Annotated in this window: 24 protein-coding genes; 10 read left to right on the top strand and 14 right to left on the bottom strand. The window is 71.3% G+C overall.

Annotated elements, in window-relative coordinates:
* Positions 1-63: 63 nt before the first annotated feature.
* The 4 genes from ACLJPY_RS18645 to ACLJPY_RS18660 all read left to right on the top strand — a co-directional run bounded on the left by ACLJPY_RS18645 (position 64) and on the right by ACLJPY_RS18660 (position 2,649).
* Positions 64-453, top strand: a complete 390-nt coding sequence (locus ACLJPY_RS18645) for a nuclear transport factor 2 family protein (protein WP_410590048.1) — start codon at positions 64-66, stop codon at positions 451-453.
* 6 nt (positions 454-459) lie between these two features.
* Positions 460-1,014, top strand: coding sequence for a PadR family transcriptional regulator (locus ACLJPY_RS18650; protein ID WP_410590050.1), 555 nt, complete (start codon positions 460-462; stop codon positions 1,012-1,014).
* Positions 1,015-1,066: 52 nt separating this feature from the next.
* Positions 1,067-2,257: a hypothetical protein gene (locus tag ACLJPY_RS18655; RefSeq protein ID WP_410590052.1), complete on the top strand. Its 1,191-nt coding sequence runs from the start codon at positions 1,067-1,069 to the stop codon at positions 2,255-2,257.
* Positions 2,258-2,388: 131 nt separating this feature from the next.
* The gene (locus ACLJPY_RS18660) at positions 2,389-2,649 is read left to right on the top strand and encodes a GlsB/YeaQ/YmgE family stress response membrane protein (RefSeq protein ID WP_013225295.1); all 261 of its coding nucleotides are present in this window, start codon (positions 2,389-2,391) and stop codon (positions 2,647-2,649) included.
* A 42-nt stretch (positions 2,650-2,691) separates the two neighbouring features.
* Here the strand turns inward: ACLJPY_RS18660 and ACLJPY_RS18665 are convergent, their stop codons facing one another.
* Positions 2,692-3,798, bottom strand: coding sequence for a S1 family peptidase (locus ACLJPY_RS18665; RefSeq protein WP_410590053.1), 1,107 nt, complete (start codon positions 3,796-3,798; stop codon positions 2,692-2,694).
* A gap of 350 nt (positions 3,799-4,148) precedes the next feature.
* On the opposite strand from ACLJPY_RS18665, the gene ACLJPY_RS18670 reads away from it, so the two are divergent.
* Both ACLJPY_RS18670 and ACLJPY_RS18675 read left to right on the top strand, forming a co-directional pair.
* The gene (locus tag ACLJPY_RS18670) at positions 4,149-4,385 is read left to right on the top strand and encodes a hypothetical protein (RefSeq protein WP_410590055.1); all 237 of its coding nucleotides are present in this window, start codon (positions 4,149-4,151) and stop codon (positions 4,383-4,385) included.
* A 61-nt stretch (positions 4,386-4,446) separates the two neighbouring features.
* Positions 4,447-4,851 carry an ATP-binding protein gene (locus tag ACLJPY_RS18675; RefSeq protein WP_410590057.1) on the top strand — a complete coding sequence of 135 codons (405 nt, stop codon included), beginning with the start codon at positions 4,447-4,449 and terminating at the stop codon, positions 4,849-4,851.
* Between the two features lie 206 nt (positions 4,852-5,057).
* On the opposite strand, the gene ACLJPY_RS18680 is transcribed toward ACLJPY_RS18675, so the two are convergent.
* The 6 genes from ACLJPY_RS18680 to ACLJPY_RS18705 form a co-directional block, all read right to left on the bottom strand.
* Positions 5,058-5,600: a hypothetical protein gene (locus ACLJPY_RS18680; protein WP_410590058.1), complete on the bottom strand. Its 543-nt coding sequence runs from the start codon at positions 5,598-5,600 to the stop codon at positions 5,058-5,060.
* 71 nt (positions 5,601-5,671) lie between these two features.
* A complete protein-coding gene (locus ACLJPY_RS18685; RefSeq protein WP_410590059.1) occupies positions 5,672-6,799 on the bottom strand; it encodes a hypothetical protein in 1,128 nt (375 codons plus the stop codon).
* Positions 6,796-7,131 (bottom strand): hypothetical protein, encoded by a 336-nt coding sequence (locus tag ACLJPY_RS18690; RefSeq protein WP_410590061.1) that lies wholly within the window; start codon positions 7,129-7,131, stop codon positions 6,796-6,798. The genes ACLJPY_RS18685 and ACLJPY_RS18690 overlap by 4 nt, the downstream gene beginning before the upstream one ends.
* Positions 7,132-7,140: 9 nt before the next feature.
* On the bottom strand, positions 7,141-7,635 hold the full coding sequence (locus tag ACLJPY_RS18695; RefSeq protein ID WP_410590063.1) for a YbaB/EbfC family nucleoid-associated protein: 495 nt from the start codon (positions 7,633-7,635) through the stop codon (positions 7,141-7,143).
* 89 nt (positions 7,636-7,724) lie between these two features.
* Complete coding sequence (locus tag ACLJPY_RS18700; RefSeq protein WP_410590065.1) at positions 7,725-8,027, bottom strand: DUF1905 domain-containing protein; 303 nt, start codon at positions 8,025-8,027, stop codon at positions 7,725-7,727.
* A gap of 35 nt (positions 8,028-8,062) precedes the next feature.
* A complete protein-coding gene (locus tag ACLJPY_RS18705) occupies positions 8,063-8,668 on the bottom strand; it encodes a hypothetical protein (protein WP_410590067.1) in 606 nt (201 codons plus the stop codon).
* Positions 8,669-8,805: 137 nt separating this feature from the next.
* Between ACLJPY_RS18705 and ACLJPY_RS18710 the strand changes: the two genes are divergently transcribed.
* On the top strand, positions 8,806-10,458 hold the full coding sequence (locus ACLJPY_RS18710; RefSeq protein WP_410590069.1) for a glutamate--tRNA ligase: 1,653 nt from the start codon (positions 8,806-8,808) through the stop codon (positions 10,456-10,458).
* 89 nt (positions 10,459-10,547) lie between these two features.
* Here ACLJPY_RS18710 and ACLJPY_RS18715 read toward each other — a convergent pair whose 3' ends face one another.
* Genes ACLJPY_RS18715 through ACLJPY_RS18730 form a run of 4 tightly spaced genes read right to left on the bottom strand, consistent with a single transcriptional unit; the run spans position 10,548 to position 14,637 of the window.
* Positions 10,548-10,931, bottom strand: a complete 384-nt coding sequence (locus ACLJPY_RS18715; RefSeq protein WP_410590071.1) for a hypothetical protein — start codon at positions 10,929-10,931, stop codon at positions 10,548-10,550.
* Between the two features lie 48 nt (positions 10,932-10,979).
* The gene (locus ACLJPY_RS18720; RefSeq protein ID WP_410590072.1) at positions 10,980-12,839 is read right to left on the bottom strand and encodes a CheR family methyltransferase; all 1,860 of its coding nucleotides are present in this window, start codon (positions 12,837-12,839) and stop codon (positions 10,980-10,982) included.
* Positions 12,840-12,850: 11 nt separating this feature from the next.
* Positions 12,851-13,612, bottom strand: coding sequence for an ATP-binding protein (locus ACLJPY_RS18725; protein WP_410590074.1), 762 nt, complete (start codon positions 13,610-13,612; stop codon positions 12,851-12,853).
* Complete coding sequence (locus ACLJPY_RS18730) at positions 13,609-14,637, bottom strand: chemotaxis protein CheB (RefSeq protein WP_410590076.1); 1,029 nt, start codon at positions 14,635-14,637, stop codon at positions 13,609-13,611. The genes ACLJPY_RS18725 and ACLJPY_RS18730 overlap by 4 nt, the downstream gene beginning before the upstream one ends.
* 302 nt (positions 14,638-14,939) lie before the next feature.
* Between ACLJPY_RS18730 and ACLJPY_RS18735 the strand changes: the two genes are divergently transcribed.
* Positions 14,940-15,332 (top strand): hypothetical protein, encoded by a 393-nt coding sequence (locus tag ACLJPY_RS18735; protein ID WP_410590077.1) that lies wholly within the window; start codon positions 14,940-14,942, stop codon positions 15,330-15,332.
* A 9-nt stretch (positions 15,333-15,341) separates the two neighbouring features.
* Here ACLJPY_RS18735 and ACLJPY_RS18740 read toward each other — a convergent pair whose 3' ends face one another.
* A complete protein-coding gene (locus tag ACLJPY_RS18740) occupies positions 15,342-15,746 on the bottom strand; it encodes a ChaB family protein (protein ID WP_410590079.1) in 405 nt (134 codons plus the stop codon).
* 346 nt (positions 15,747-16,092) lie between these two features.
* Here ACLJPY_RS18740 and ACLJPY_RS18745 point away from each other — a divergent pair, with 346 nt between their 5' ends.
* Positions 16,093-18,075: an amino acid transporter gene (locus ACLJPY_RS18745; RefSeq protein WP_410590081.1), complete on the top strand. Its 1,983-nt coding sequence runs from the start codon at positions 16,093-16,095 to the stop codon at positions 18,073-18,075.
* A gap of 42 nt (positions 18,076-18,117) precedes the next feature.
* Here the strand turns inward: ACLJPY_RS18745 and ACLJPY_RS18750 are convergent, their stop codons facing one another.
* The gene (locus ACLJPY_RS18750; RefSeq protein WP_410590082.1) at positions 18,118-18,486 is read right to left on the bottom strand and encodes a hypothetical protein; all 369 of its coding nucleotides are present in this window, start codon (positions 18,484-18,486) and stop codon (positions 18,118-18,120) included.
* A 221-nt stretch (positions 18,487-18,707) separates the two neighbouring features.
* Between ACLJPY_RS18750 and ACLJPY_RS18755 the strand changes: the two genes are divergently transcribed.
* Positions 18,708-20,744 carry an MGH1-like glycoside hydrolase domain-containing protein gene (locus ACLJPY_RS18755; protein ID WP_410590083.1) on the top strand — a complete coding sequence of 679 codons (2,037 nt, stop codon included), beginning with the start codon at positions 18,708-18,710 and terminating at the stop codon, positions 20,742-20,744.
* Here the strand turns inward: ACLJPY_RS18755 and ACLJPY_RS18760 are convergent.
* Positions 20,741-21,532 (bottom strand): FkbM family methyltransferase, encoded by a 792-nt coding sequence (locus ACLJPY_RS18760; RefSeq protein WP_410590583.1) that lies wholly within the window; start codon positions 21,530-21,532, stop codon positions 20,741-20,743. The genes ACLJPY_RS18755 and ACLJPY_RS18760 overlap by 4 nt on opposite strands.
* Positions 21,533-21,554 lie beyond the last annotated feature (22 nt).

A 21,554-nucleotide genomic window follows, 5' to 3' on the forward strand; every position in this document is an offset into this window, starting at 1 on the left:
GGCTCACCGATGCGGCGGGGTAAGCTCACCTCGATAGTCAACAAATTGAGTAGGCAGGTGGGCATGAGCAGCTTCCGCAAGGCCGTCGAGGCACGCGATCCGGACGCCATGGCGGCGACGCTCGCGGAAAACGTCGTGTTCCGCAGCCCGGTCGCCTTCAAGCCGTACCCCGGCAAGGCGATCACCGCCGCGATCCTGCGCGGCGTGCTGCGCGTGTTCGAGGATTTTCGCTACGTGCGCGAGCTGACCGGCGGCGAAGGCCGGGACCACGCGCTCGTCTTCGAGGCCCGGATCGGCGACGTGCGGGTCGAAGGCTGCGACTTCCTGCACTTGGACGACGACGGCCTGATCGACGAGTTCACGGTGATGGTCCGGCCGCTTTCGGCGGCGCAGGCGCTGGCGGAGGCGATGGCGGCGCAGTTCGACCGAATCCAACGCGAAGCACTCAACTAGTTGAGCATGACACTGCGACACGCGCTGATGGCGGCGCTGCTCGAAGGCGAGGCGTCGGGCTACGACCTGGCGAAGGGGTTCGACGCCTCGGTGGCGAACTTCTGGGCGGCCACCCCGCAGCAGCTCTACCGCGAGCTCGACCGCATGGCCACCGACGGTCTGGTGCAGGCGCGGGTGGTCCACCAGGAGCGGCGCCCGGACAAACGGCTGTTCTCGCTGACCGACGCCGGCCGCCGGGCGCTGCACGCGTTCACCGCCGCCCCGCCGCGGCCCGGCGTGATCCGCGACGAGCTGCTGGTGCAGGTGCAGGCCGTGGACGTCGGCGACGGGACGGCGGTCCGGCGGGCGCTGGCCGAGCGGATGGCGCGTGCGGAGGCCAAGATCGCCGGCTACGAACGGCTCCGCGCGCGCCTGCTGGACGGCCGCTTCGAAGACGACTACCTCGCCGAAGCCGACCGGGTCGGGCCGTACCTGACGCTGATGCGGGGGTTGTCGTTCGAGCGGGAGAACCTGCGGTGGTGCGAGCACGCGCTCAAGGTGCTGGACCGCCGGGCGCACTGAGGCTCGATGCCGGTTGTACGGCTCTTGTACGACCCGGGCCGACGATGCTCCCATGTCATTGCACCGACGCTTCACCTACGCCGCGCTCGCCGCGGGGGTGGCCGTGGGCACGTTCGCCACCCCGGCGGCCGCCGCGGCCGGGCCGTCCACCCTGGCCGCGGGCCAGTACACCCTCGCCGCCGGCTACAACCAGTTCGACGCGGTGAACAACGCCTTGGTGTCCACGCTGGGCACCGCGGCCGTCCACACCGTGATGGCGAACGCCAACCACGACCGCACCGCGCTGCCGTCGTCGTTCTCCGTCGCCGGGCTCTCGACCGGGTTCCGGTTCGACAGCGGCGACAACTCCGACTGCGCCAGCTACCCGCAGGGCATCACCACCAGCCGCGACGCCGTGGGGACGGCGAACGGCGGCAACTACGACGGCCACCAGCTCGTCGCCGTCAGCTGGTACACCAAGGACGGCTGCGACGGCGCCCAGCAGCGCAGCCGGATCACCCTCGTCGACTGGGACGCCGACTACCCCAACGCCTACCGCAAGATCCTGCTGGTCGAGCCGACCGGGACCGCGGACGCGCCGGACTTCAAGGACATCCCGATCCACGCCGGCGGCATGTCCTGGTACGGCGACTACCTCTACGTCGCCGACACCGGCAAGGGCATGCGCGTGTTCGACATGCGCAAGATCCTCAAGACCGACAGCGGCGGCACCGCCGACCAGATCGGCCACCAGAGCGGCAGCACGTACTACGCCCACAACTACGCCTACGTCCTACCGCAGGTCGGCACGATCACCTCGAAGACGACGTCGGGCACGAACCTCTCGTGGTCGTCGATCTCCCTCGACCGCGTCAGCAAGTCGATCGTGATGACCGAGTACACGTGCGCGTCCGGCTGCACGGACTACCCGAACCGGGCGCCGCGGGCGATCCGCTACCCGTTCGCTTCGACGGGCACCTTCGCCGCGACGACCACGGCGAGCCAGGCCCTGCAGCTGCCCTGGTACAAGCTCAACGGCGTGGCTTCGCACAACGGCCGCTGGTGGTTCAACTCCTCCGGCTCGAAGCAGCTCTACTACTGGAAGCCGTCGGCCGCCGCGCAGACCTTCGCGTGGGTGGGCAGCGGCGAGAGCCTCTCGTACTGGGAGGACGACACGAGCGCCGACCTGCTGTGGTCGCTGCAGGAAGGGGCGGGCAACCGCAACGTCTTCGCGGTCACCCAGGCCACCTACGGCGGCGGCTGAGCCTGGCGGACACACCGACGCGCCGACAGATCCGGTGAGATCCGGATCACGTCGGCGTGGCTCGGCGCGCTCCCCGGGCCGGTGCCTGCCATCCTGTGCCGTCAAGAGCTAGCGGACGAGAGGACAACCCCGTGGGCATCATCGCGTGGATCGTGCTGGGTCTCATCGCCGGGGTGATCGCGAAAGCCCTCATGCCGGGCAAGGACCCGGGCGGCTGCATCATCACGATCCTGCTGGGCATCGCGGGCGCGTTCGTCGGCGGCTGGGTGGGCAAGACGCTGTTCCACACCCAGCTGGGCACGTTCTTCGACCTGCGCACCTGGGGCCTGGCGATCCTGGGCGCCCTGATCATCCTGGCCGGCTACCGGCTCATCTTCCACCGCCGGGACTGACCGGGAGCCGGCCGGCGGCACCCGCCCCCGGCCGGCCGCGGTTCAGTTCAGGGTGACGCCGTACGCGCTGAGCGCCTCGCCCACCGGCTGGTAGTAGGAGCTGCTGCTGCCCTTGCCGGACGTGATGCCGAGGCCGACGCTGCCGGCGAACAGGCAGCCGCCCGAGTCGCCGGGGTTGACCAGCGCGCTGGTCTGGATCAGCTGGTACACCGAGCCTTCGGCGTAGTTCACCGTCACGTTCGTCGCCTGCACCGAACCCGAAGTGAGCTGTGTGGTGCTGCCGCTCTTGCTGATCCGCTGCCCGACGGTCGCGGTGCCGGCGGAGCTGATCCGCTGGGTGGAGCCGTTCCAGAGGGTGACCGCGCCGGGCGCACTGCCGGTGGTGTTGCGGATGAGCCCGTAGTCGTTGGTCGGGAAGCTCGAACCCTGCGACGGGCCGACGTTCCACTGCGACACCGCACGGGTGCAGTGCCCGGCGTCGATGATGTAGTTCTGGCCGCCGCGGTTGGTGTTGAAGCCGACCGAGCAGCGCACCCCGCCGCCGGTGATGGCCTCGCCGTTGTAGATCGCGGTGTGCATCTCGCCGGCGACCCGGTCCACGCGGACCCGGTCGCCCAGCGCCGCGGCCGCCTTCAGCAGGGCGTCGGTGCCCTTGGCGGCGTCGGCCACGGTCAGCACGACCTGGTTGGCCTTCGGGTCGAGCCCGATCGAGGTGTGCGCCACCGCGGGCAGCGACTGGAGGGCGTCCTGCGCGCTCGCCAGTGCGGCAGTGGAGTGCTTGACGAGCCGGGCCTGCGCACCGGCCCGCTCGGCTTGGCCGGCGGCGGCCTGGTCCAGCACGTTGACGACGGGCTTGGCGGCGGCGTCGAGGTAGCCGTCGGCGGCGCGGGCCCCGAGCGAGGCGGTGACCCGGTGCAGGGTGTCGGCACTCGCCGCCTGCGTGCGCAGCAGGGCGACGGCGGCGGATTCGCTGATCCCCGCGTCCGCGGCGAGGGAAGCGACGGCCTCCTGCTGCACGGTGGCGGAGTAGCCGTCGATGGTGGTGGCGGTGGCGGAGACGGGGGCGAAGAAGCCGATGGCCGCGGCGGCGGCCACGAGGGTGGTGGCGGAGCGGGCGAGGAGGTGGCGTCCCGGGGACGTTGTGCGCATGCCGGTAACTCACTTTCGCGGTAAGCCGGCGCACGGGGTGGCGGCGCCGGACGAGCCGGCGCTTGGGGGCCGGCACCGGTGATTCCGGTGCGTCGAGGGTGATCCGCGGCCGCGGGAGGCGGTACCGACTTTCGTCGGACGGGACAAAAGATAGGTACCGGGCAATTCGCCCCACCCGCGGTTTGCGCAGAGAAACCAGTCAGCGCGGCCGGCCGCCAGCGGAGGTGTTGCCCCAAAGTGCAATTTCAGCTGACGTGAAGGAAAATCCGCTGTTCGTCCGAAGGTGTTCGGCGCTTCGCCTGACTATGCTGGACCGCGTTGAGGATTTCGGTTCCGGGAAGACGCGCGACATGAACGACCAGCGGCAGGTGCTCGTCCGGGCGGAGTCCCGCCACGTCACCGTTTCCGACGCGGACGGCAGCCGCGAGACGCTCACGTACCCGGGTGTCACGCTCACCCGCGTGCTCGCCGGCACCCCGGACGAGAAGATCTGGCTCCCGATGGGCGAGCGCCCCAGCGAAGTCGACGACGAAGCCCTCATCGAAGCCCTGCGCGCGGCGTTCCTCTGGCGCATCGGACTGCCCTAGCCATCTCTCCGAGTAAAAGCTCCTCCCGCGGGTAGCCCGGTGCGGAAGGAGGAGCCGCACGGTGCAAGTGAACTGGGGCACGGCACACGAGCCGGGTTGGCAGGTGCTGGACGTGGCCGGAGCCGGCCCCGCGGGTCTGGCCTCCGCGCGCCGGTGGGCCGAGGGCAAGCTGGCTTCGCTCACCGAAGCGGACCGGGTCGACGCCGTCATCGTCATCGGGGAACTGCTCGAGAACGCCTACGTCCACGCCACCGGCCCCCACCAGCTGCGGCTGCACCTCGCCCAAGACCCGTGCGTGATCACCGTGGCCGTGGCCGACACCGGCCCGGGCGAACCCCGGCTGCGGGTGCCCGGCCGCACCGGCGGCCGGGGCCTGCTGCTGGTCGACGAACTCTGCCTCGCCTGGGGCGTCAGCCACCACGACGACGGCAAGATCGTCTGGGCCCGCCTCGCCTGCGAGGGCTAGCGTCGCCCGTCGCAGGTTCGTCGACGCTCACCGAGCGGGCGCGGGTGCGGGTCCGAGCGCCCCAATGTGGCCTTCGGTGCTCCATCCATGCCCCCGCCACCACCCTCAACGGAGGCGCTTCGCGCCGCAGTGCTGATTCAACGCAACCAAGGCCGCCTTGTGGCGCTTGAGCCGGGCCGCTGTCATACGAACCTGCGGCGCGTGGGCTAGCGGCCGCTCCAGTGGATCGTGGCCGGCGGCTCGAAGTACCGCCGCAGGTGCTGCTCCTCGGCCCGGCCGTGCAGCGGGAACCGGAACACCGAGCCGTCCGGCCAGGTCAGCGTGCGCCGGGCGAAGTCGAGCACCGGCGCCTGCGGCCGCCGCGCTTCCCAGACGATCCGCGGCGGGGGCGCGTCGGCCGGGTCGGTGAAGGTCGTTCCGGTGTCCACCAGCGCCACGCACGACGGCGAGCACACCAGCCACGGTCCCTTCACCGCCCGCAGCCGGTCGGCGAGGTCGAGCACCATCGCGTTCTGCGGGCCGGACACCCGGACCTCCCGCTGGAACGGGCGTCCCGGCGCGCCGCCGTTCACCAGGGCGAAGACGGAGAACACCGCCGTGCCGATCCCGCGCAGGACCGTCAAGAAGAACTGCCGGACCAGCCGCTTCCCCTCGGCCGTGCCGTCGCGGCGACGGCCGGGCACGGCGAAGCCCACGTCGGTGTCCCCCAGGCGCAGCACGATGACCGGTTCGCGCCACCGGTCGCGCATCAGTGCTTCGACGCCTTCGCGGAACCCGGGGCGGACCTGGGCCTCGGCCGACCAGCGTTCGACGTGCTCACTCAGATGTCGAGGTCCCGGCGCGTCTCCTCCGGGCTGCGGTCCCCGCCGATCTCGCTCTTGTCGAACCACGGTTCATCCCCCTCGGGTGTGACGGCTTCCTTGCCCTCGGCGAACGCGCCCTTGGCCGCCCCGATGCCGGCCTTCACGCCCGCTCCGGCGAGGAACGGCTTGACGCCGGCCGACGTGCCGAACATCGTCGTGAGCGCCCGGTTGCTCGGCTGCCAGCCCTGGGCGGCCGCGCCGAAGCCGAACTTCGTCTCGCCCGGCATCACGCCGACGCGCAGCTTGCGGGTGAAGACTTCGAGCTTCCCGGAGTACTTGACCAGGAACTCCATGAACGAGTCCAGCAGCTTGCCGAACTTGCCGAGGTAGCGCGTCACCTTCTGCAGCACGCTGGCCGCCTTGGCGATGGACGCGGTCATCGCGGCCGCGACCGAGCCGCCGAAGCTGATCACCGACGCCGCCAGCGCGGGCAGCCACAGCGTGATCAGCCAGGACACGAGCTCGGTGATGATCCCCTTGATCACCTCTTCGATGACCACCATGACCATCGACCACATCTGCAGCACCTCGGCCACCGAACCGGCGGCCGAGCCGATGCCGCGGATCCCCGAGGAGAAGTCGCCGAGCGCTTCCTTCGCCGCGTTGCCGGCGTCGTCCACCCACTCGGCCAGCGCGGTGTCACCGGTGCGCTCGAAGTCGTCGGCCAGCGCGACGAAACCCTGCGCGATCGTGACCAAGTTTTCGGACGCGTGCCCGATGGCCGGGCCGTCGCCGGTGACCTGGTGCAGCGCGTCCTGCAGCGGCTGGACGAGCTCGAGCAGCATGTTGAGGCCGTGGCTGACCAGCCACCCGATCGGGTCCATGGCGAAGGTGACCATGTCGCCGGCGGCCGCGCCGACGAACGCCGCGCCGTCACCCACCAGCGCCGCCCCCGCGGACGCCAGCTCACCCGGGTTGTCGGCCTCCGCGGCCTGCCGGGCGTGCTCGCCGATCTTCTTGCCCGCCTTGTAGGCGGTGCCGGCCACCGGCACGTACCCGGCGGCGCGGTCGAGGTTGGCGCCCAGGCTCTCGTCGTAGGGCTCGACGTCCAGCGCGTCGGCGATGCTCTTCTTCGGCTCGGTCATCGGTCCTGCCCGATCGCGTCGATTTCCGCTTCGTACCGCCCGAAGGTGACCTTCCCGGCGTCTTCCATCCCCTGGTACATCTCCGCGGCCTTGGTGAGCTTCGTGGTGAACCCGTCCACGCCGTCCTTGAGGTCGCTCAGCAGCGAGCGCAGCTCGGCGAGGCGCTCGGTGTAGCCCTGCTTGGCGAAGAGGCCGACGAGGCCCCAGGCCTCGTTCGTCACGTCGGCGGCGTCGATCTTGGCGCCGAACTTGTCCGCTTCCTGCTCGTAGAACGGCAGCTGCCGGGCGTAGGCGGAGATCGCGCCGATGTTCGTCTGGATTCCTTCTGGCATCGCGCTTCCCTAGGATCGGCGGAGGATGGGGCCCTGGCCGAAGTCGTCGTCGTCCTCGGCGGCGGGCCGTCGAGCGGGCCGCGACGGCTGCCGCGGCTGTGGTTCCGACGCGGGCTCGGCCGCCGCGGTTCCGAACGCCGCCGCCTGGGCTTCGCGCACCTGCGCCGAGACGTCCACGCCGAACGCGTCGCCGAAGGTCTCGTCCACGATCCCGGCCTGCTGCTGCGCGGCCCCGGCCACCGCCCGGCGGATGGTGTCCATGATCGTCGCCGCCAGCTGCCCGGCCTCGACGCGGGTGGCCCCGGCGGTGAGCCGCAGGCCGGTGATGGTGCCACCGGCCCCGGCGGTGACGGTCACGGTGCCGTCGGGCGAGGTGGCGGTGGCCTCCAGCCGGGCGATGCGCTCCTGCATGTCACCGACACCGGCGAAGCGGGCCTCGGCTTGGCGCACCTTGCTCTGGAAGTTCTGGAACTGGGCGATCAGCTCGTCCATCTGGGCGGACATCGTGTCTCCCTTTGTGCGGTTCGGGGCCCTGTGTCCGCATCATGGCAGATCGGGTCCGCGGCCGATCGCGTTTCGCACCGATCGCGCGATCAGAAGTCGACGAGCTCCACGGTGACGGTGCAGGTGTCCCCCACGCCGACGCCTTCGGCTTCCCGGACGGCCCGTTTGAGGGGCAGGACGTACGCCTCGCGCGAACCGTCCGGGAAGATCGAGGTCTTCCAGCTCGTGGCGCCGATCGTCACCCGAACACGCACCGAGCCGAAGCCGCGCCGCGGCTCGGCGGCGAGCTCGCGGATGTCCTCCGACGCGTCGGCGGGCAGGCTGACGAAGACCCAGCTGTCGGTGCGCCGGGCGTCCCATTCCCACAGCTCGGCCTCGAAGACGATGATCACGCCCGCAGTGTCACACGGGGCACCGACAATTTTCGTCAGAGGCAGGGCGGCCGGTAGCCGTCGATGCGCAGGCCGCGGAACTCCAGCTCGTTCGGCGTCTTCCCGACGAACACCAGGCCCCGCGCCTCCGCCAGCGCCGAAGCGAACGAGTACGACGGCTGGCCCAGCTCCGGCAGCCACGTCCACCGGCGCGGCGAGAAGCCGAAGAACCTCGTCACCAGCCGGCCGCCCGTCGAGGGCACCAGCGTCAGCCACTTGTCGCCGCCGCTCCAGTGGGACGCCGGGCGCAGCTGGACGTAGAGGTCGTCGGTCGCGCGGTAGGTCAGCAGGAACCCCGCCGACCGGGAGAGGTCGGCCTGCGCCTCGAAGCGGTTCCCGAGCCACACCACGGCCACGTGCCACTCGGCGTTCAGGAACGTCACCTTCGCCGCGTACCGGTGCCCCTCGGGCACGAGCAGGCTCCCGGTGGCCGGGACGGTCGTCCCTTCGCCGCTGGCCAGCCACTGCTGCAGCCGGTCGACCGACGGTGTCGCGCATTCACGCCCGGGTGACGCGGAGGCCGGCGCCGTCCCGGTGAGCGGGAACACCAGGAGGGTCGTCAGGGCGGAAAGCGTTCTGGCGAAAGGAAAACGACCGCGCATTCCCGGCAAGTTAGCACCGCGGCCCGCCGAGCACCACCTACCCGGACGGGCCGGCGGCCCGCACGGCTAGGCTCTTCGACGGCGAAAACGACCACTTTCGCCGAGGCAAGTGCACCACGACGCGGGGAGAACACCCAATGCTGGACCGAGCGGTCATCGACGCCCTTTTCCCTGCCGACCTGCCCGAACCCGCGCACTGGGAGCAGCAGTACCCCGCCCGGCCCTTGCCCGAGGGCGCGCTGGTCACGCGCCTGGGCCCCTCCCCCACCGGGTTCGTGCACCTGGGCGGCATCTACGTCGGCCTCATCGACCAGGACGTCGCCCGCCGGTCCGGTGGCCGGTACCTCGTCCGCGTCGAGGACACCGACCAGTCGCGCGAGGTCGAAGGCGCGCTCGAGCAGTTCGACCGCGGCTTCTCCTACTTCCACCTGGCCGCCGACGAGGACATCCACCGCGGCGGCGACTACGGCCCGTACCAGCAGTCGGCCCGCGAGCGCATCTACCTCACCTACGTGCGCGACCTCCTCCGCCAGGACAAGGCCTACCTGGACTTCGCCACCAAGGAGGAGCTGGCGGCCATCACCCAGCGGCAGCAGGCGACCAAGCTGCCCACCGGCTACTACGGCAGCTGGGCGATCTGGCGCAACGCCGACCCGGCCGACGTCCAGGCCAAGCTGGACGCGGGAGCGCCGTACGTCGTGCGGTTCCGCGCCCCGGACGACACCGGCGCGCGGGCCCGGTTCACCGACGCCATCCGCGGGCCGCTGGAGGCCGAGGCCAACCGCAACGACGTCGTCATCCTCAAGAGCTCCGACCAGAGCCCCCGGCTGCCGACGTACCACTTCGCCCACGCCGTCGACGACCACCTCATGCGGGTGAACCTGGTGATCCGCGGCGACGAGTGGATCTCGTCGGTCCCGGTGCACCAGCAGCTGTTCGAAGCGCTCGGCTTCGAGCCGGTCACCTACGCCCACATCGCGCCGCTGATGAAGCAGGAGGGCGGCAGCAAGCGCAAGCTGTCCAAGCGCAAGGACCCCGAGGCGTCGGTCGACTTCTTCATCGAGGCCGGCTACCCCGCCGAAGCGGTCCTGTACTACCTGCGCGGCCTGGTCAACGGCCGGCTCGCGGAAATGCCGCTGGAGCAGGCGCTGACCGAACCGATCAACCTCGACGAGTGCGGCGTCGCCGGCCCGCTGGTGGACCTGGTCAAGCTCGACGACATCGCCGCCGACCACATCGCCACCCTCTCCGGCGCCACGATCCTCGAGGCGGTCCGCACGTGGGCCGAGCGGTTCGACCCCGAACTGCGGCGCGTCCTCGACGAGGAGCCCGACCTGGCGCTGCGGGCGCTGGCGGTCGAGCGCGAAGGGGCCGAGAACCCGCGCAAGGACCTGAAGAAGTGGAGCGAGTTCCGCGCGGTCTACGGCTTCTTCTTCCCGCAGCTCCACGCGGCCGTCACCGGGCCCGAGGACGAGCGCATCGCGGCGCTCGGCGTGGACCCGGCGGTCGTCCGGGCCGTCGCCCGTGACTTCGCCGCGGACTACCGCCAGCTCGACGACGGCCAGGAGTGGTTCGACCAGATCCGCGCGGTCGCGGCCAAGCACGGGTTCGCCCGCAACGCCAAGGAGTTCAAGAAGAACCCCGAGGGCTTCCCCGGCTCCATCCGCGAGGCGTCCCAGATCATCCGCATCGCGCTGACCGGCTCGACGCGCAGCCCCGACCTGCACGCGATCACGCAGGCGCTCGGCCAGGAGGAAGTCCTCGGCCGGATCGCCGCGCTCACCAAGTAGCACCCGCGGGGGCTCCGGTCGCTTCAGGCGCCGGAGCCTTCGCGCGGGTGAGGTGATCACCCGCCGCCGCGGCCATCACGCGGGGCGCCTCACGCGCCCGAACTCTCGGCCTCCTCGAACGGCTGAAAAGCGAACCGCACCACGCTCACCGGCCGTCCCGCGCCCGCGCCATCGGGCACGGCCGTGATCACACCGGCCGCGTCCTCGCCGTCCAGCCGGGCCAGCAGGCGCGCCAGGGCCTCCGGCGCCCCGATCGGCTCGGCCGGAGTCTGGATCAGCGTGCGGTGGAGAATGCCGACGTCCCAGCCGTCCGCGCTGCCGCTGCCGGCCGGCGCCCGGACCGTCGCGTCGAACAGCCAGCGCGGCGGTTTCCCGGTCAGCGCCGGTGTCGCGTGTGCCGTCAGGCCGACGACCTGGTCGGCTCGGAGGAGGCCGTCGCTGAGCGTCGCGATCCACACCTTGGTCAACCCCATGGATCAACGCTTAACAGGCCGGCGCCCGGCCCGCAATCCCCCGGCGGCTCACTCGGCCGGTTCGCTCTTGGTCTCCTCCATCATCAGCAGCGCGCCGTGGCTGTCGCCGTTCGGCCCGCGCAACGAGCTGCACAGCAGCCGGACCAGCGCCGCGCGGCCGCGCCGGTTGATCGCGTTCAGCGCCAGCTCGCCGTGGTAGGCCGGTTCCGACAGGGCTTCGCGGACCATCGGGCGGATGTCGGCGACCGGCAGGCCGATGTCCAGGTTCAGCAGGTGGGTGCCTTCGGCTTCCTCGCGCCGCACGCCCCAGAGGTCCTCGGCGCCGCGGTTCCACGCCTTGATCCGCATCTCGGCGTCGATCACGACGATCCCGGCCCGGATCGAGGTGAGCACCGACTCGAGGAACTCGTTCACCTCGTCGAGGTCGAGGCTGCGTTCGCGCAGCGCGTCGTTGATCGTCTGGAGCTCGTCGTTGGTGGACTGCAGCTCCTCGTTCATCGTCTCCAGTTCCTCGTTGGTGGACTGGAGCTCCTCGTTGGTCGTCTCCAGTTCCTCCACTGTGGACTGGAGTTCCTCGTTGGTGGTTTCGAGCTCCTCGTTCGTGGACTGGAGCTCCTCGTACGCCGACTCCAGCTGCCGGTTCGTGTGCTCCAGCTCGGTGAGCAGCTGGCGCGTCCCGCTCACGTCGTGGAACACCACGGAAACGCCGAGCAGCGACTTGTCCTTGTTGACCAGCGGGTTGACGTGCACCTCGTACCAGACGGTCTCGCCCGCGCGGCGCCATTCGACGTCCTTGATCCGCAGCGACCGGCGTTCCAGCCGCGCCTGCTCGACGTACGCGCGCAGCGCCACCGGGCGGTAGGAGACGTCGAGATCGCGCAGCGGCCGCCCGATGTCGCGTTCGGACAGTCCGAACGCGATTTCCGCCTGGGCGTTGACCAGCGCCGTCGTCTCCCCCTCGGTGAAGACGATCTGCGCGACCGGGCTCGCCGAAAAGGCGTGCTCACGCAGTTCTTCGAGGCCGGAGATGTCCTGGGTGCGCCGCTGCGGGATGCTGTGGGACACGAAGTGGTTGTAGCTCACCGGGGCGTTGACCGCCTTGCGGAAGACCCGCCGCTTCAGGTCGATCGGCTCGAAGATCCTGGCGTGGGACAACAGCATCTCGGCCTTGCCGAGGAACAGCACCCCGCGGGGGGCGAGGGCGAAGTGGAACCGCTCGAGGATCTTGGTCTGTGTGTCGGCGTTGAAGTACATCAGCGTGTTGCGGCAGACCAGCAGGTCGATCCGCGAGATGGGCGCGTCCTGCACCAGGTCGTTGCGCCCGAAGATGACCGAGCGGCGCAGGTCCTTGCGGAAGCAGTAACGGCTGCCCTGGAGCTCGAAGTACTGCTCCAGCTGCGCCTCGGTGAGCCCGTCGACCTCCGCCGGGGTGTAGGCCGCGTGGCGGGCCTGCGCCAGCGCCTCTTCGTCGACGTCGGTGGCGTAGATCTTCACCCGCTGCCGGAACGCCTCCACCCCGAGCGCGTCGGCGAACAGCATCGCGAGGCTGTAGGCCTCCTGGCCGGCCGAGCACCCGGCGCTCCACACGCGGATCGGCTCTTCGGGACTGCGCTCGGCCAGCAGCGCGGGCAGCAAGTGCTCCCGCAGGTGCTCCCACGCGTCGGGGTCGCGGAAGAACCCGGTCACGTTGATCAGGATGGTGTTGAACAGCGCGACGAACTCGTCGGCGTTGACCTGCAGCTGGTCGATGTAGTCCGCGTAGCTGTCGATCTCGACCTGGGCCATCCGGCGGCGGACGCGGCGCATCAGGCTGCTCCGCTTGTACCCGGTGAAGTCGAAGCCCCGTGACTCCTTGAGGTAGGTCAGCACCGACTCGAACTCGCCGTTGGGTGCCTGGGGCTCGGTCACGGTCCGACACGCTACCCGGCCGAAGGGTAACCGGCGGTGCGGGGATGCGAAAGCAGGACGGCCCACACGACCTTCCCCCCGGCCCACGACCGGCTGCAACCCCACGTGCGGGCGATCTGGGCGACCAGTTTCAGCCCCATCCCCGGCTCGAACGGGGACAGCCGTTCGAGCAGCATGGCCGGCCGCGTGTCCTGGTCGGCCACGGCGACCGTGCAGACCCCGCCACGCAGGTCCAGCCGCAGCTTCGGCTCGGAGGCGGTGTGCCGGAGCACGTTCTCCGCCAGTTCGGTCGCGATCAGGCGGGCGTCCTCGGCGAGTTCGGGGACGTCCCACTCGGCCAGCTTCGCCGTGACGAACTCGCGGATCCGCGCCGAGGTGCCCTCGGCGCACGGGAACACGCGCTCGCAGCGGCGGCGGACCGGGTGGTCCAGCGCGGCCGTCGCCGCCGCCAGGTCGGCGCGGACCGGGAGGTAGCGGTCGACCACGTGCCGGCTCAGCAGGGTCCGGTGGCCGTCCCCGGCGACCACGGTGAACGGGATGCCCGGCCAGTCGCCGACCCGCATGGCGATCAGTGAGAAGACACTCACCAGGGACGTGTCGCCGATGACCAGGTCGCTGATGTCGGCCACCAGCCCCTCCGGCGCGTCGGTCGCGATCTTGAGCAGGCTGTCGCGCAACGTCGGGTAGGAGCCGAGGTTCAGCTCACCGGTGACCCGGACGACGGTCGCTTCCGCGCGCCGGTCTATGGCCAGGCGGACCGGGGTGCCGATCATGGTGTCGTCGCCTCGTCCCCGGCCCACTCGCCCTGACCGACCAGAAACCGGCGCAGCGTCTCCGCGGCTTCGGCGGCTTCTCTCGCGGAGGCGGTGTAGCGTTCCGACAGCCCGCCGGCCTGCCTACCGGACAGCTGCGTGGCCAGCTTGCGGGCCAGCCCGGCCTTCTCGTCGAGCGCGCGCAGCGCCTTCTGCAGCGCGAACCGGAACTCCCCGTCGTGGGCCGAAAGCAGGGCCTCCGCCGACCAGGCGTGCCCGATCCGGCAGCGGTACTGGCCCGCGGGATCGACCTCGGTGAGCGCGCCCTGGCAGTCGGGGCAGGTGTAGCCCGATCCGGCGAGCTGGTCCGACGGCGGGAACGCGCCGGCCCGCACCGAATCGCGGGCGATTTCGTCCTCCAGCAGGAGCGTGTCCGACGGCGGCGGGAGCTCGGCCGGTTCCACCGGCATCCGGACCAGCTTGTCGAGCAGGGCACCGATCTCACCGGCCCGGACCACGTGCTCGGTGTCCACGGAGGCCAGTGCGCTCTGCGGCATGCCGCTGTAGAGCGCGTCCGCCGGGTCCTGGACGACGGCGACGCCGCCGCGGTCCACGATCGCGCGCAGCCCGGCCGCCCCGTCGTCCAGCACGCCGGAGAGCACGACTCCGACGACCTTCGGCCCGTGGGTCACCGCGGCCGAGCGGAAGGTCGCGTTGATCGCCGGCCGGTGCCCGCTCTCGGTCGGCCCCTGGGTCAGGACCAGCACGCCATCTCCGGTGAGCAGGTGCCGGTCGGGGGTGGCCACGTACACGGTGCCCGGCTCGATCGGCTCGCCGTGCCGCGCGGGCCTGGCCGGCAGCGAGCCGGTGCGGTCCAGGATCTGGGCCAGCGCGCTCTGCGTCCCGGCGGAGAGGTGCATGGTGACCAGCACCGCGGCGGGGAAGTCCGGCGGCAGCGCGGACACGACCGTCCGCAGCGCCTCGACACCGCCGGCCGAAGCGCCGACGACCACGAGGTCTCGCCGGAAGGGCGACACCGCGCCCACCTCCTCACTCTGTACCTCACGGTAGTGGAGATCGTGCACTACTCCGGGTAGCCGCACCCGGAAGAGTTAAACGCCGGATTCCCCACTGTCGTGTCGGAGACGTGCCCGAGAACGGCGCCGGCCATCGCTTCGTCCTGGGTGAACCGGTGCCGCCGAAGCCCGTCAGTGCTCTCGCTGGTCAGGGCGACCGGCGGGACGACCGGGAACCGCGCCGGATCCGGCCCGCCGACCACCGGACCGCCGTCGCCCGGGACGTGAGATGCTCGTGCGCGCAGGCAGGCCGAAGGCGGGAGGCGTAGCGGGTGACCACCTGGATCGACGTGATCAACTTTGTCCGGACGCGGTACGAGGTCCTCGAGGAATCGGAGGGCTGGCTGCGGTTCCGGCTGGAGGGCCCGCGAGACCGGACGCAGCAGGTGACGGTGCACCACCTCGCCGAGCTCGACGGCGGCTCCTGGATCGAGATCTCCTCGCCGGTCGGCTGGGCGGACCGGCTCGACCTGCGGCGGCTGCTCGAGCTGGCCGGCGCGTCGGCGGTCGGCGGCGCGGCGGTGGTCGACGGCGTCGCGCTGCTCAAGCACACCGTGCCGCTGGAGGACCTCAGCATCCAGGAGGAGTTCGAGCGCCCGCTCAAGGCGGTCGTCGCCCGCGCGGACGCGTTCGAGCACGAACTCACCGGCGCCGACGAGTTCTGACCCCCGGGTTCACTTCGCCCGGCGAGCCCGGTCGGTCCGGCGCCGGTTCTCCTTCTCCAGCGCGGTGACGAGCTCCTCCTTGGACATCCGCGACCGGCCGGGGACACCGAGCTGCTTGGCGCGCTCGTAGAGGTGCTGCCGGCTCGCGGTGGCGTTGACGCCGCCGTGGGTCGGCTTCTCGGGCTGCCCCGCTCCCCCGGCGGCCTGCTCGTCGGAGGGGCCGCGTTCGGGTTTCGGCTCCCAGTGGTCGCCGACCTTCTCGAAGGTGTGCTTCAAGGCGGCGTAGGCGGTCTGTTGCGCCCGCCGTCCGGGACCGTAGGTGCCGAGGGCGGAGTCGTGCGCGGCGACCCACGTGTCCTGGGCCTTCCGCGGCGACCGCAGCAGCGTGCTGGGCAAGTCTTCGCGTCCGGGCATGTCGCCCTGGCTACCCGCCAACCAGCCCCCCGAAACGCCTCTCCCCACCCCACCACGCGAGATGCCCCTCCGAACACACGTGATGCCCGTCCAATCACGCGTGATGCCCGTCCCATCGCGCGAGAGACCCGAACCGACCCTCCAAGTACGCGAACCGACCCTCCGGGTACGCAGGCCGACCCTCCAGGCACGCAAGCCGACCCTCTGGGCACGCAGGCCGACTCGGTACCGATGCCGGAAGGGTCCACCGTCCGAAGAGGACCGAGAGCCTCCCGTGCGGCCTCCCCGCGGGGTCGGGCATGCTGGTGCCCACTGGATTCCGAGGCCGAGGGGACGCGAGGGCGAAATGGGTGCTTCACCCGATTTGACCATACCGGCGAGCGTGGACAGCCCGGCGCCGCCACAACCGCCTTCCTCGGCCGTGGCCCGGTGGCTGCTGGAGCACCGCGTCGCCCCGGTCGGACGCGCCGGCGGCGAGGACCACGGCACGCCGCAGGCGTGGTGGAAGGTCATGTGCCTGACCGGCGTCGACTACTTCTCCACCCTCTCCTACCTGCCCGGCATCGCCGCTCTCGCCGCCGGAGCGCTCTCGCCGCTGGCGACGCTGCTGATCGTCGCGCTGACCCTGCTCGGCATGCTGCCGATGTACCGCCGGGTCGCCCACGAAAGCCCGCACGGACAGGGCTCGGTGGCGATGCTGGAGACGCTGCTGCCGTTCTGGCGGGGCAAGCTCTTCGTGCTCACGCTGCTCGGGTTCGTGGCCACGTCGTGGATCATCACGATCACGCTGTCCTCGGCGGACGCCACCGTGCACATGCTGGAGAACCCGTACCTGCCGGGCTTCCTGCACGGCCACGCGGTGCTGATCACCGTCGTGCTGCTGCTCATCCTCGGCGGCGTGTTCCTGCTCGGCTTCAGCGAGGCCGTCGGGGTCGCCATCCCGCTCGTCGCGGTCTTCCTGCTGCTCAACGCCGTGGTGACGGTCGCCGGGGTGATCGACCTGCTCGGGAACTCCGCGGCGCTGTCCCACTGGACCGACGCGCTCACCGCCGGCGGCGGCGGGTTCACCGGCGTCATCGGGCCGGCCGTCATCGCGTTCCCGATGCTGGTGCTGGGGCTGTCCGGGTTCGAGACGGGCGTCAGCATGATGCCGCTGGTCGCGGCCGAGGGGAAGAACGCCGAGGAGAAGCTGGCCTCCCGCATCCGCAACACGCGGAAGCTGCTGACCGCCGCCGCGCTCATCATGTCGGTTTTCCTGATCGCGACGAGCTTCGTGACCACCGTGCTGATCCCGGCCGACGCCTTCAAGGAGGGCGGCGAAGCCAACGGCCGCGCCATGGCCTACCTCGCCCACCACGAGCTCGGCGAGCTCTTCGGGACCGGCTACGACGTCAGCAGCGTGCTGATCCTCTGGTTCGCCGGCGCCTCGGCGATGGCCGGGCTGATCAACATCGTCCCGCGCTACCTGCCCTCCTACGGCATGGCGCCGGAATGGGGCCGCGCGGTCCGGCCGGTCGTGCTGGTCTACACCGCGATCAGCATCCTCATCACCATCGCCTTCGGCGCCGACGTCAACGCCCAGGCCGGCGCCTACGCGACCGGCATCCTGGCGATGATGGTCTCCGGCGCGGTCGCGGTGAGCATCTCGGCGATCCGGCGACGGCACCGCGGGGCCGCCGTCGGCTTCGTCGTCCTGACGCTCGTCCTGCTGTACGCGCTCGTCGAGAACGTCATCGAGAAACCCGACGGGATCGCGATTTCGGCCCTGTTCATCCTCGGGATCATCGTCGTCTCGCTGGTGTCCCGCGTTTCGCGGACGACGGAGCTGCGCGCCGACCGCATCGAGTTCGACGACGACGCCCGCCGGTTCATCGCCGACTCCCTGGCCCACGACGGCGCGTTGAACATCGTCGCCAACAAGCGCCAGGGCGGCGACGAAGCCGAGTACTCCGCGAAGGAAGCCGAGCAGCGCGGGGTCAACCCGGTGCCCGGCTCCGCGGACATCCTGTTCCTGGAGATCGACGTCGTGGACCCGTCGGAGTTCAGCAACGTGCTGCAGGTGCGCGGCGTGGAGATCGACGGCTACCGGATCCTGCGCGCGAACAGTCCCGCGGCGCCCAACGCGATCGCGGCGATCCTGCTGACCCTGCGCGACGTGACCGGCGTCCGGCCCCGCTGCTACTTCGACTGGTCCGAGGGCAACCCGCTCGGGCACCTGTTCCGCTACCTGCTCCTGGGCCGCGGCGACACCGCGCCGGTGGTCCGCGAGATCATCCGCAGCAGCGAGAAGGACCCGGCCCGCCGCCCGGCCATCCACGTGGGCGGCTGACCCCCGCTCCCGGCCGTTGCCGCGCCGCGAACGGCGGCGCGGCTACCGACCTGCCGAAGGCGGCCCGCCCCGCCGGACCGGCGCACGAGCCGGGGCCCGGGCGGGACCGCGGGCGTCCTGCGGGCGGGGTGCGCGGACGGGTGCCCGGCCGGGCGCCCGCGCCGGGCCGCGAGGCGCCGCCTGGCGGGGCGCCTGGGGCCGACGCTCGGACTGCGGGACCGGGCGGGGCCGGTTGACCCAGGAGTCGAACAACAGGATCAGCCCCGCGAACACCGCGAAGCCGATGCCGAGGCCGATGTGGACCAGCGCGCCGAGGATGCCGGCCACCAGCAGCACCGGCAGCACCGCCATCAGGCAGAACGGGTCGATCCGGCCGAATTTCCGGCGAGACGTCCCTTCGCGGGGACTCACCGTGCGGCCTCCGGGTTCCTGCGCGCCATTCCAGCAGTATGCATCGGCGGGGCCCGGCCCTGCCACCTGGACGGCGTACCGGAGCCAGCCACGACCACGCACGGTGACCCCACGCATCGCCGCCGTGGTGGACAGGAACGGACAGGATCCGGGCGTATCCGGAGAGAGACCGTCGTTCCGTGGTGCAATGGCCGGCGCCGAAAGCCGAAAGGGGTACGCGGATGAGGAACAGCTTCCCGCAGCGCATCGGTTACGCACTCCTGGCCCTGCTGACGGCGAGCGGCACGCTCGCCGCCGCCACTCCGGCCACCGCCGCCCCGGCGCCTCCTGCACTGGAGTTCGCGAACCCGGACAGCCAGGCCCTGTTCGGCGGCGCGTACACCGCCGCTCTGCAGAACCTGCTGCACACCAACGTGATCGGCTACGACGCGCGCTACGACCGCAGCGGGCTGCTCGATCCCGCGACCGGCATCGTCCGCGCGGGCGGCGGCTACAACCAGCCGTGGACGCGCGACGCGTCGATCAACAGCTGGAACGCCGCCAGCCTGCTCGCCCCGGCCGTCGCGAAGAACACGCTCCTGGCCGTCGTCGACAAGGACGCGAGCGGCGCCCTGCGCGTGCAGCAGGACGACCAGCAGTGGGACCAGGTGGTCTGGGTCACCGCCGCCTGGAACCACTACCTCGTCACCGGCGACCGCGGCTTCCTCCAGAACGCCTACGGCGCCGCCACCACCACCCTGACCACCCGCGAACACGCCACCACGGCCGGCTTCAACGCGACCTACGGCCTGTTCACCGGCGCTTCCTTCTTCAACGACGGCATCGCCGGCTACCCCGCGCCGCCCGCCGACGCGACCGAGTCGGTCAGCACCGGGAGCATGCCGTGGCCCGGGGTGGCGAGCGGGATGTACCTGAGCACCAACGAGCTCTACTACGCCGCCTACGTCAACGCCGCGAACATGGCCGCGAAGCTGGGCCGCCCGGCGGCGGAGATCGCCGGCCACCGGGCCAAGGCCGCCGCGCTCCGGACCGCGATCAACCAGCGCTTCTGGAACCCCGCCACCGGCCTGTACGACTACCAGCTCCTCGCCGACGGCTCCCGCGGTGCCTTCCAGGAGGGCACCGGGCTGGCGTTCGCCCTGATCTTCGGCGTCGCGAACCCGGCGCAGGCGCGCTCGATCGCCGCGCACGCCCGTGAGCTGCCCTGGGGCATGCCCGACACCTTCCCGAACTGGGCGCGCTACAGCGACGCGCAGCCCGGGCGCCACAACGCCATCGTCTGGCCGCTCGTCCAGGGACTCTGGGCCAAGGCGCTGGCCGGGCAACGCGAGCAGAGCGCGTTCGCGTCCGAAACGGCCCGCCTGGCCAAGCTGGCGGGCAACAACAGCGGCTTCTGGGAGATCCACAACGGCACCACCGGGGTCGTCGACGGCGGCTGGCAGCGGCTGGGCGACACCGTGAAGTTCCACTGGGGTTCCGAGCCCGACCAGACGTGGTCGGCCACGGCGTTCCTCGACATGGTCCACACGGGCCTGTTCGGGCTGACGTTCACCGACCGCGGGATGTCCTTCGCGCCGCTGCTGCCGGCCGGCTGGGGTGACGTCACGCTGCGGAACCTGCGCTACCGCGACACCAACCTCACCATCGCCCTGCACGGCGCCGGCGCCTCGATCCGCACCTTCACCCTCGACGGCCAGGCCGGCCCGGCCTCGGTCCCGGACACGCTCACCGGCGACCACACGATCGACATCACCCTCACCGGAGCGCCCGCCGGTGACCGGGACGGCGACGGCGTCGCCGACGCCCAGGACCGGTGCGCCGACACCGCGGGCACCGCCGCCTTGGCCGGCTGCCCCGACCCGGCCCACCTCGAAGCCGAGGACGCGCTCAACGCCGGCGGGGTGAAGACGAACGTGAACCACTCGGGGTATTCGGGCCGCGCGTTCCTCGACGGCCTGTGGGCGCAGGGCGCGTCGACGTCCTTCACCGTGCACCGGACCACGACGGCGCCGGAACGCGCGGCGATCACCGTCCGGTACGCCAACGCCAACAGCGACACCCGGACCATGACGCTGTCGGTGGACGGCCGGCCGGTGCGGCAGGTCGGCTTCCCGAAGGTGTCCGACAGCTGGGACGCCTGGGGCACCACGACCTTCGCCGACGTCCCGCTCACCGGCCGGGACCCGGTGGTGACGCTCTCCTACGGCCCGGCCGACACCGGCGCGATCAACCTCGACTGGCTCGAATACCGGCATTAGCGCCGGGCGAACACCATCCCGATGTCGGCGGCCTCCTGGACGGGGTCCTGCACGGCCTCGACCGTGAAGCCACGCCCGGCGAAGACCTCGCGGACGGTGTCACGGTTGCGGCGCCATCCTTCGACCTCGACGACGGCCTGCCGGACCAGCGGCCAGTGCCGGTCTTCGAGCCCTCGCAGCACGTCGAGCTCGGCGCCCTCGACGTCGACCTTCAGCAGGTCGACGCGGTCGATGCCCTGCTCGTCGAGCACCGCCGACAGCGGCCGGACGCGGACGCGGTGGGTTTCGAGCTCGCGCATCACCCGCAGCTTGCGCCCGACGATCCCCCGCAGGATCGGCGCCGGCACGCGGCGCAGCCCGGCACCCAGGCCGCCGCGGCGGATCATCTCGACGACGCTGGCGGTGACCCGCCGTCGCTCGGCGTCGACGTTCGCCGCGTCCCGCCACGATGAGGAGAAGATTGTGGCTGCCGGGAAGTAGCTGAAGTCGAGGTCGTCTTCGGCGGCCGCCAGCCCGTAAGGCAGCGCTTTCAACCGGCCGTCGAAAAAGTCGCGGCCGTTGCGCTCCAGCGTCGCGTGCAGCGGCGGCAGCGGCTCGAACGCGTAGATCCGCACGTCGCCGTCCAGCCGCTCGTAGACGGCCGCGGAGAAGACGCCGATGTTGGCGCCGACGTCGAGGACGGTCGCACCGGGAGCGAGTTCGACGCCGTGGGCGAAGTAGGCACCCACCTCCTCGCGCAGGAAGGACACCTCCCACGGGTTGATGCTGTGCAGGTCGATCGTGTCCATGGTCACGCGCAGAGGCTTATCA

Origin of the sequence: Amycolatopsis sp. lyj-23, from assembly GCF_046549135.1 — a bacterium.
Taxonomy (GTDB): Bacteria; Actinomycetota; Actinomycetes; order Mycobacteriales; family Pseudonocardiaceae; genus Amycolatopsis.